Genomic DNA, 10,388 nt, shown 5'->3' on the forward strand with positions numbered 1-10,388 from the left:
TGACGTTTCCATTCACTACATAGTATATGCAGATCACGCTAATATGTGCAGAAACCCGCTGCTTCTACTATGGCTGCTTCTGTTCCGTGCCGTTCTTCGGATCAATAACGAACTTCACCAGCTTGCCGTCATCTGCGGTTGTTTCGTAGGTCAGCGCCTTGCTGTCCTCCGACCAATGAAGCTGTCCGAACCCTGCTGTCCGCTTAACACTCTCGAAGAGCAGCGTACTGTCGGTGATCAAATAAATTTGCAGCTGATTATTGACGATGACAACTTTGTAGGCGCCATCCGGCGATACCGTCTGTTCCACGGAATATTGGGGAGCCACTGCTATCCCCATTGCCTTATTGTTGTCCTGTGTTGTATTCTTGCTGCCGCTAGCTGCACCATCGTTAGCATTGCCGACAATGGCGTTTCCGGTTACCGGATTCTCGGGGATCTGATTTGCGCCATAGGCGTTGCCGCTTCTATCCGCAATAGAATAATTCCCATCGGCCGCCCCACCCGCAATTATCGTCTCATAATTCGGAGACTGCATCTTGTCCTTCGGTTCGTCAGCCGCCGTATCATCGGCCGCTTCGCCGCCTAGCTGGTTGCTCACCATCACATCTTCCTGATTGATCACGCTCTTGGAAGTGTCCTTCTGCAAGCTAACATCAGATTCCAACACTGCCAGTGGCGGCGCAGACTCCGCTTCCACTTTCTTGTCTACTGCCGCACCCGCGCTTATGCGGGATGTAAAATCAGCATCAGACATGTTCAATGAATCATTCGACTGGACAGCCTCATCCGCAGTCATAGACTGAGAAGCTGTCTCTCCCAAATTATTATCCAACGCACTCGGATTATAGGTGACAAGAAACAGACCTACTACTACCCCTGCTGCAATGACACCGCTAAGCGCCCGCATAGAGAAGCGATTCTTCCAGCCGCTGAATCTGCCGACTACCTCCGTTCGTGTGACAGTCGGAAGCGGCTGCTCCGTTATTGCTGGTTGTGCAGCTTCTAGCTGAAGGTCCATCAGACGCGGCATAATCGCATCAACCAGACTGTAGCTCGGCGTTACCTTAGGCAGATTCTCCAATCCGACAGAAAGCAGCTGCAAGCGATCAAGCATGGTGGCGCAGTCCTGGCAATGCCGCGTATGAGTCATCAAGGTTTCGGCTTCCCGTTCATCAAGATCGCCGTCTAGCTGCCTTTGCATATATTCCATCACCTCTTGACAATTCATCCTCGGACACCACCTTTCTGATAATCGTGGAGGTATGTTTGAAGCTGTTGCCTTGCCCGGAATAAATAAGATTTGACCGTGTTCAGAGGCAGATCAAGAGAGTCCGCAATTTCATTGTACGAAAAATCCTGCAAATACCTCAGTACAACAACTGCTCGGTGATGCTCGGGCAGCTTGTCTATCGCCTTCCGAATATCCTGCGCTGCGTAAGAGGACAACACTTCCTCCTCAACAGATTGCGAATCTCGAAAATCCATCTCATGCTCGTCAATCGAAATCGTTGGTTTATTCCGTCTGAACTTATCGATGCAAATATTCGTAACAATGCGTTGAACCCATGTTTTGAACTGTGCTTTTTCTTCATAGGAACCTATCTTTGTATAGATCCGAATCAATGCCTCCTGGGCTGCATCCATCGCATCCTGCTCGTTGTTTAGTATATAATAAGCTGTCCGATAAACATGATTTTCAATCTCGCGCAATAGAGAAATCAGAGCATCGCCATCACCCGCTTGAGCGGATTTGATAAGGCCGGGCTCTACCACGGAGGATCCCCCTCTCTTGCAACCTTACAGACGCAATACGCTGTAATTATGTTGCACCCCATCATTCAAATTCTTTAGAAAAATTTTAGAAAAAATAAAAGCAGATAAAAGTAGATACAAATACACCAAGTTTAAGAATAGCAGAAAAATAATGAACCGTATAGCCTTATAGTTAGCCCTCTCCGGGCCGGTTAAGCCCACACTTTTCATGCTAATAAATAACAATAAACAAGCATAAACAGAGCAGCAATCCGAGTTCAGCGAGAAACGCCTCACGGATTGCTGCTCTTTATGAGTTAATCAGAAAATCAATATTCCTTCTGCAGGTCCACAACATTGAGGGAAGGCTGTCCGCTCTGCAGATAAAGACTCAGGTTTTCCAAGAAAATACCAGCAATACGTTCCTCGTATACAGTAGTATCGCCAGCAATATGCGGTGTAAGGATCACATTCTCCATCGCCCAGAGAGGATGCTCCGGCGCAAGCGGCTCACTCTCAAACACATCCAGTCCCGCTCCGCTAATCTGGCCATTTTGCAAGGCGTCCACAAGCGCATCCGTATCCGTCGTCTTGCCTCTGCCAATATTAATATAGTAGGCCGACGGCTTCATCGCCTCGAACTGCTCCCTGCCCATAATATGCTCCGTCTCACGGGTATGGGGCAAGCAGTTGATTATATAGTCGCTGCTGCCCAGCACTTCATGAATTCCTTCAAGCGTGTACATTTGATCGACCCATTGAGCCGGTTCGCCTGACCTGCGAATGCCAAGAACGTTCATATTGAAGGCTTTGGCCAGCCTTGCAGTCTCCAGTCCGACTGCACCAACGCCTAATATGCCAATTGTACGCCCATGAGCCTCTCCCAGCGTTCCTGTCGTTTCCCACTTTCGTTCAGCCTGATTTCGCAGCGACAGATTAAGATGGCGGGTGAAGGAGAGCAGCATCGCAAAAATCGTTTCGGCAATCGGATAAGGATGAACGCCGCTAGCATTCGTTAATACAACTCCGAGCTGCTGCAGCTTCTGCAGCGGCAGGCGATCAACGCCCGCCCCCCAATATTGCACCCAGCGCAGCTTGGAAGAGCCATTCCCGACCAAGTCTCTGACTGATCGATTCCAGCCAAACACAATTTCCGCATCTGGCAAATGCTCCTCTAAAGCAGCCTTATCGCTCCCATCAATGACAGTCCAACCTGGAGCTGCCTCTCTAATCCTCCTTAGATGCCGTTCCTCCAGCTTATGTACCGCTACGATTGTCCTCATAATAATCGCTCTCCTCATAGTAGAAACGGAATGTAAGAGAAAGTCCAAACAAAAAAAGAACCTGGTGTCAGCTCGCGCTGTATGCCCGTCCTTAAACTTCAAACTGTATGTATGAATCGTATTGAAATCATATCACCAGCGCTTCACCCAGTCAAACAAACAGCGAATAACAGCTCAATTTCACACTAGTCTCAAAATAATTACAAAAAAAATAGCACGAGCCACTTGCAATCCTTATAATTCCGAGTATAATACTCGGTAAATAGAGACAGAGAGAGGAGAACAGACCATGATCCCAGATACGAAAGTAATTTCACAGCGTTGGATTGACGATCATTTGGATCTCTACAACTTTGCCGTGCAAATTGGAGATCAGGAGTGGCAGCAGCAAATCATTGAAACCTTACATGGCCTGAACAAAAGTGTAGACAAAGAGATTCAATATGCTATCGCACAACAACTATGGCGGCGGTTCGATTCCATTAATAATAAAATGCTGGACTTGTTCTCACAAATGAAGGAAAGCACCAGTTCAGAAGAAGAGTCTTCAATAAGGGAATTAATTTGGAAGTTAAAGCTGCAGAGAATTGATTTGGCCAGAAAAATCAAGGCGTATTGCGTGTAATTCATTAATAAATGCGTGTGTTGTGGTGATTGTTGCGTACATGCGGTGGGAAATGTGTGAACACTTCGGGAGTTTGATGCGGACATTTGGTGGTAAGTGCGTGAACTTCGGGAGTTTGATGCGGACATTCAGTGGTAAGTGCGTGAACTTCGGGAGTTTGATGCGGACATTTGGTGGGAAATGTGTGTATTGCGGAGGTAAATAAGTGTTGTGCGGAGATCAATGTGTGAAGCGATACCGATTAAAAAGTGTTGGCATACGGTTGACCGCTCTGCCGTGGTATATTGATAAAGGCATCAGATGACTGGTACGCCTAATCAAACGATTATCTGGCTCAATGAATTGTAGGGATTCATCGGCTACTACATTGCTGTTTGCTTCATCTCACTCATCATGGACATCATCATAGTCATCATTTCATCACATTGTTGCATATTGGACATCATCATGTCAACATTCATGTCCATCATGTTCATTTCTTTCATGTTTTCCATCATCATCTTCATACATTTCATCTTGCACATCATGTCTTCCATACACATGTTCATCATCATTTGCATACACATTTTCTCCATTTGTAACCTCTCCTCTCTCCTTCTATTTTCTTCCTTTTTCAAGATACTATAATTTCGGGACAAATACAACACTTTTTTGTTGATTTCTTATTATAATACGTGGTATTATTAAATATTTAATTCATACTAAATGCATGCGATTTATAGCAAAACTATTCTATTCATGCAATTTCCAGACTTTTGAGAACGTCCAATGGGCTGGAAGTTCCAATGTGGCAATGTGGTCGACCTACCGCCGTCATGCAGCGAAACACCTTCTTTTATAAAGAGTATGGACTCTACTTCCTCGCTCCTCGATTCCGTGCTGTATGCGCGGTTTTTTCGCTTTATGGAGATTGCCGAAGAGCTTTCTGCGATGCCTTGGCTTCTGTAAGAGGGTTTTTCAGCGTTACAACGTGCCTCGATCCATTTTTTCGAGCTGTAACGGGGTTTTTCCGTCTTATGGAGATAGCCGAGGAGCTTTCTGCGATGCTTTGGCTTCTGTAAGAGGGTTTTTCAGCGTTACAGCGTGCTTCGATCCATTTTTTCGAGCTGTAACGGGGTTTTTCCGCCTTATGGAGATAGCCGAGGAGCTTTCTGCGATGCCTTGGCTTCTGTAAGAGTTTTTTTCAACGCTCCAGCGCTGGAAAAACTGCCAATTGGATCAAAATAGAAATTGCATCACTCCTTTCGCATGAAGTGAGCAACAGTCTACCGTCTTGGCTCTCTTTAAGCGGCAATCAGGCTGTCCCACAGCAGCAAACAGCAGCTACTTATGGGATGGGACAGCCTTGATTTGTCAGATCCTAATTGATAGGTTGTGATCTCCGTAAACTTACTGAGCATTCATTACGCCACTCGCACCGTACTGTACCCGCATCACACACCGTTCCCTTTGCGCGTTTTGAGGAGAGTCCAAGCATTCTACCAATTCACGCTATCCTCCAGCAAGCCTGGTCCTTACATATAGCTTGTTATTCGAATCCACACGAAATTGCACTTCTCCCCCGCGATCTGTACGCAAAATTTGAATGTACTCCTGTTCGAGTCTGCGAAGCACCTCAGGATACGGATGACCGTATATATTGCCGCGTCCAACCGAAATAACTGCCATTGCAGGACGCCAATAATCCAACCATTCCTGTGTCGTTGATGTTTTGCTGCCGTGGTGCGCGATCTTCAGAACATCAATATTTGGCTTGAGACCGCGTTCAGTCTGCTTCAATGCCAGCCTCTCTACGAGCGCCCTTTCCTGCCTGGCGTCCGCATCCCCAGTAAACAGAAAGCTCCGATTGTAAATATGCAGCAGCATGATAACACTGTGGCCATTCTGTTCCTCAACGATCGGAATCCCGACGGACAAGTCCTTCGCAGCTTCAGCAGAGTCCGCTATCTCGATACGGCTGTGCTCGTCAATCATCCAGCTCCCTTCCTCAGAGGATTCAAACAATGGAATTCGGCGATCAATGGCTTCACGAAATAATCCGATGGCATCGTCGGAAGTCTTCATCGTACCGTTCCAAAGGATGCGCTTCACAGGAATGTCTCGGAGAACAGCCATCAGCCCTTTAATATGATCGCTGTCAAGATGAGAGATAACGAGGAGATCAATGGCATGAACGCCCCGCTTCCGCAGCAGCGGAACGACGACATGGCGGCCAATCTCGAAGGGATCGCGGCGATTCCGCCATTCCTCCCCCGGTTTGCGGAACATAACAGTTCCTCCGCCGTCGATAAGCACATGCTTGCCCGTGACCGAGCGAATCAGAATCGCATCGCCCTGCCCGACATCAAGAATACTAATAACAGCATCGGTATTCTGCCAATCCGGCTTGTAAGCCCACAGCAATGGAATTATTAAAGCTGCAGCGATGATAGCAGGGATAACCCGGCTCGAAGGATGATTGCCAGCTTTCCACGTTCTCTGCATGGATAACGGATTCGGAGAAGCCGCTCCTTGTCCCAACGGTGCCGTCATCTCCCCCGATTGGCTGGATAAATGAAGCAATGGCGAGGAGATGGATGAGAGGTCATTGGCTTCTTCCTTATCCCCTTGGTTCATTCGTCGTGATTCCTCACCGTTTCTATGGCTTCTGCCCAGCAGGAAGAATAGAAGCCATAGAGCCATGTACATATAGACGACCCATAACACTGGCGGAGTTGCCCATATCAATTGAAGAGACTGTATTTCACTAAGCTTCAGTACAAATCCGAATGTCAGCTCATTGGCGATTGAGGTCGCGACTGCAAGCAGCTTGGCAGCCGGAGACCAAATGCTGTCCAATATGAGCGATGCCCCGCCTAGCGGCATGACGATGAAGCTGATGAACGGCACGAGAATGAAATTTGCCGGCAGCGACAGCGGATGGAATCCGTTAAAGTAGAAGACAGTCAAAGGAAACGAGACCGCCTGTGCCACGATTGTCACAGCAACGAGATCAAAAAGCGTCTTCCAGCGGGTTGATTGCGGCAGCCAGCGGCGCACTGGCGGCACGCCAATAATGAGCCCGGCTGTCACGATAAAGGAAAGCTGGAAGCTGACATTGCCGAGCATGTAGGGATCCCATGCAAGCATGATAAGCGCTGCCGCAGCAAGCAAGTGCAGGCCGTCCTTGAGCTTGTTCATTCGCGCCGCCGCCAGGCCAAGCATCGCCATCATGCCGGCGCGGATGACGGATGGCGAGCCGCCAGCGAGCAGCACGTACAGCGGCACAGCCGTGATCATTATAAGCAGCATACGCTCGCGCGTCATGCGAAGCAGTCTCAGCATGCCGCCGAGCACGTAGAGGAAGACGGCGACATGCAGTCCCGAAATCGCCAGTATATGCGTCAGCCCCAGCTGGGAAAACTGGCGGAATCGCTCAGGGTCGAGGTCCTCGCTTATGCCGAGGACCAGACCCTTCATGTACCCGGATTGCTCAGCCGGGTACAGCTCGTCCATCCGCGAGCCCAGCCAGGCGCGGATGGAATCGATGCGGCCCAGCAGCGATTCCGTGCTCCAGCGGGAGCCGGCGCCTGTCTCCACGGCGGCGATGCCCTTTACTTTGAGCAGCCAGTGGATGCGCTGGCTGTGCAGATATCGGCGGTAATCGAAGCCGCCGAAGTTCGTTGCCTCGGCCGGAAGCCCGAGCGATCCGGCCAGGCGAACCCGGTCGCCGCGCGGCCAGGCGGCGGCGACGGTCTGGTCCGGCTGCGCAGCAAGCCGGACCTGCACGAGCAAGCGTTCGCCGCCGAGTACTCGCGGCGACTGCTCGCCCATGACGGCGACGTCCTCCGCCGTCATCACGAACTGCACGCGGTCGCCATCGACCTCGACCGCGGACACAATCGTCCCTGACGCTTCCACCTCATACATGGTGGAAGCATCAGGGACAACAGCAGCCGCTGCGGCGGCGTACAGCTCCGGGAGCGCAGTGGCATTGTGGGCATCCGCCCACATGCGCTCCCCCGCAGCGACGCCGAACGCGGTCAAACATGCGGCGGCCAGCGGCCAAGACGCCCGCCGCCGCAAAAGCAGTGCAAGCAGGGCGACGACCAGCGCCCCGCCTGCAAGCACAATGCCGCTGACAGCAAGACCTGCAGCGGCAGCGCTGCCAAGCACCCAGCAAACCGTGAACAGCACAAGCGGCCTTCTCATCTCTTTTCCCCCTTTTCAATAAGCCTCCGAATTAAAGCTTCCTCCCCAAACAAGCAAATAACAAAAAAACCTCCGCAGCGCCCGAATACGGGCGCAAACGGAGGTTCTTCCTCACAAATTGCAGTTAATGCTCGTTAGTTGTGCGATAGGAATCGACTCTCAGCCATGCGCCGCCGCTGGCGGACGCATCGCAAGTCTTAGTCTGCATCCTATACAATTACGAATTACGAAATGACACTCATTCCTGCTTGAGCAGGCGGCTCGTAACGATCCAGGCAGCGAAATACGATCCCTCTCTGCCGCATCAGCGCAACAACCTTCTCGCTATCTTTTGGGTAACCCCGATGATAAACGATTTCCTTGACACCGCTGTTGGCAAGCATATTCGCACATGTCCAGCAGGGCTGGTCTGTCACATATACCGTGGAGCCTTCACGGTCAATACGGTCTGTGAAAAGCAGCAAATTCTGCTCGGCATGAATGGTGCGAATGCAGCGCTGCTTTTTGATCATCTGCTCCTCTTCACCGACAACATTAACCTCCAGCTCCTCAACGATCATGCAGCCGGCCTCGGAGCAATCAGCCACGCCCATAGGAGCGCCGTTGTACGCAGTGCCAAGCAGCTTCTTGCCCTGCACCAGCACTGCTCCTACATGCCTTCTTGGACAGCGGGAGCGCGTTGAGACCATATAGGCGATATCCATAAAATAAGTGTCCCAATCCTTGCGCTCATTATCTTGTAATGCCGTTACCATCGTTTCTTCATTCTTCCTTTCAGCCTTGCCTCATTATTGCTGGCTTGCTTCCAATGCCTGTGACAAGTCATGTAAAATATCATCAATGCCTTCAGTTCCAACAGATAAACGGATCATGCCAGGCAGTACGCCAGCGCCAATCTGTTCCGCTTCATCCAATTGCTGATGTGTCGTGCTTGACGGATGAATAATAAGCGACTTCGAATCACCGACATTAGCCAGATGCGAGAACAGCTTCACAGCATTGATAACCTTCTTGCCCGCTTCGCTGCCGCCCTTAATGCCAAACGTCAGAATCGCACCCTGCCCCTTCGGCAAATATTTCTGCGCCAGCGCATGGGAAGGATGGCTTGCAAGTCCAGCATAGCTAACCCACTCAACCGCATCATGCCCTTCCAGGAATTGAGCGACAGCCAGTGCGTTTGAGCTGTGGCGTTCCATCCGAAGGTGAAGAGTCTCAAGTCCCTGCAGCAGCAAGAAAGAATTGAATGGCGATATCGCAGCGCCCATGTCGCGCAGAAGCTGCACGCGCATTTTGATAATATAAGCAACTGGACCGACAGCATCTGTGTAGACAACACCGTGATAGCTAGGGTCAGGCTCAGTCAAACCTGGGAATCTGCCGCTAGCTTTCCAGTCGAACGTACCGCCATCAACGACAACACCACCGATAGACGTACCATGGCCTCCAATAAACTTCGTTGCTGAATGAACAACAATGTCAGCGCCATGCTCAAGCGGACGGCATAGATACGGACTTGGGAACGTGTTATCAACAATAAAAGGAACGCCATGCTTATGGGCAACTGCAGCAACAGCTGCAAGATCGATAATATCGCCGCGCGGATTGCCGATCGTTTCAGCGAACACTGCTTTGGTCTTGTCAGTAATCGCTGCCTCAAAGTTCGCAGGGTCAGATGGATCAACAAACTTCACATTGATGCCAAGCTTGGGAAGCGTCGTCGAGAAAAGATTATACGTTCCTCCATACAAGCTCGTTGCCGATACGATTTCATCGCCTGCTCCGGCAATATTCAATATAGCATAAGTAATCGCCGCTTGACCGGAAGCAACTGCAAGCGCAGCAGGGCCGCCTTCGAGTGCGGCTATCCGCTTCTCAAATACATCGCTTGTCGGGTTCATAATACGTGTATAAATATTGCCGAATTCTTTAAGTGCGAACAAATTCGCCGCGTGATCGGTATCGCGGAAACCGTAGGATGTCGTCTGATAAATCGGCACCGCACGGGATAATGTAGTTGGATCAATTTCCTGGCCTCCATGGATGGATAGCGTTTCAAGGGAAGGCTTTCTTTCATTAGACATTTAGATATTCCTCCTCGCCAGAATTGGACACAAGCAAATATTTCCTGCGTCCTTCTCATTGTCGCATAATCACAGCTTCGCGACAATGGAGGACTTCATTTTTTCAAGCAATTTAGGTCCAATTCCTTTCACTCGGAGCAGATCCTCTACTGAATGGAAACGCCCGTTCTTCTCCCTTTCTTTTACTATCGCCAGTGCCTTGGCCGCTCCTATTCCTGGTAATGCATCCAACTCCTCAGCGGTCGCAGCATTAATGTCAATTAACCCATCTGAAACGGCTGATTCGCGAGCACTTCCATCCCCCTCAGATTTACTATCCGAAGCGAGTGAACCGCCTCCTTCTGAGCCTCCTGCATCCTGCCCAAGCACAGGCAACTGCCCCGACCCTAACGCTTGTCCTTGTTCTTGCCCTTGTTCTTGTCCTTGCCCTTGTCCTTGTCCTTGTCCTTGTCC

General features: G+C 50.1%; 9 protein-coding genes. 1 reads left to right on the forward strand and 8 read right to left on the reverse strand.

The genetic code is table 11. The features are described from left to right. Positions 1–67 precede the first annotated feature (67 nt). The 3 genes from L6H65_RS22890 to L6H65_RS22900 all read right to left on the reverse strand — a co-directional run bounded on the left by L6H65_RS22890 (position 68) and on the right by L6H65_RS22900 (position 3,038). Positions 68–1,231, reverse strand: a complete 1,164-nt coding sequence (locus L6H65_RS22890; RefSeq protein WP_236345222.1) for an anti-sigma factor family protein — start codon at positions 1,229–1,231, stop codon at positions 68–70. Further along, a complete protein-coding gene (locus L6H65_RS22895) occupies positions 1,228–1,776 on the reverse strand; it encodes an RNA polymerase sigma factor (RefSeq protein WP_236345226.1) in 549 nt (182 codons plus the stop codon). Before L6H65_RS22895 ends, L6H65_RS22890 begins: the two co-directional genes overlap by 4 nt. Before the next feature lie 308 nt (positions 1,777–2,084). Further along, the gene (locus tag L6H65_RS22900) at positions 2,085–3,038 is read right to left on the reverse strand and encodes a D-2-hydroxyacid dehydrogenase (RefSeq protein ID WP_236345227.1); all 954 of its coding nucleotides are present in this window, start codon (positions 3,036–3,038) and stop codon (positions 2,085–2,087) included. Positions 3,039–3,327: 289 nt separating this feature from the next. Here L6H65_RS22900 and L6H65_RS22905 point away from each other — a divergent pair, with 289 nt between their 5' ends. Next, on the forward strand, positions 3,328–3,663 hold the full coding sequence (locus L6H65_RS22905) for a hypothetical protein (protein WP_236345228.1): 336 nt from the start codon (positions 3,328–3,330) through the stop codon (positions 3,661–3,663). A 362-nt stretch (positions 3,664–4,025) separates the two neighbouring features. Here the strand turns inward: L6H65_RS22905 and L6H65_RS22910 are convergent, their stop codons facing one another. The 5 genes from L6H65_RS22910 to L6H65_RS22930 form a co-directional block, all read right to left on the reverse strand. Further along, positions 4,026–4,238: a hypothetical protein gene (locus tag L6H65_RS22910; protein WP_236345230.1), complete on the reverse strand. Its 213-nt coding sequence runs from the start codon at positions 4,236–4,238 to the stop codon at positions 4,026–4,028. 916 nt (positions 4,239–5,154) lie between these two features. Beyond that, positions 5,155–7,854 carry a ComEC/Rec2 family competence protein gene (locus L6H65_RS22915; RefSeq protein ID WP_236345233.1) on the reverse strand — a complete coding sequence of 900 codons (2,700 nt, stop codon included), beginning with the start codon at positions 7,852–7,854 and terminating at the stop codon, positions 5,155–5,157. A 224-nt stretch (positions 7,855–8,078) separates the two neighbouring features. Beyond that, entirely contained in the window at positions 8,079–8,609 is a 531-nt protein-coding gene (locus L6H65_RS22920; protein ID WP_236345235.1) for a deoxycytidylate deaminase, read from the reverse strand. 33 nt (positions 8,610–8,642) lie between these two features. After that, complete coding sequence (locus L6H65_RS22925) at positions 8,643–9,935, reverse strand: homocysteine synthase (RefSeq protein ID WP_236345237.1); 1,293 nt, start codon at positions 9,933–9,935, stop codon at positions 8,643–8,645. Positions 9,936–10,004: 69 nt separating this feature from the next. Next, on the reverse strand, positions 10,005–10,388 hold a 384-nt coding region (locus L6H65_RS22930), incomplete at its 5' end, for a ComEA family DNA-binding protein (protein WP_236345238.1).

The sequence above is a fragment of the Paenibacillus plantiphilus genome, from assembly GCF_927798095.1.
GTDB lineage: Bacteria > Bacillota > Bacilli > Paenibacillales > Paenibacillaceae > Paenibacillus_Z > Paenibacillus_Z plantiphilus.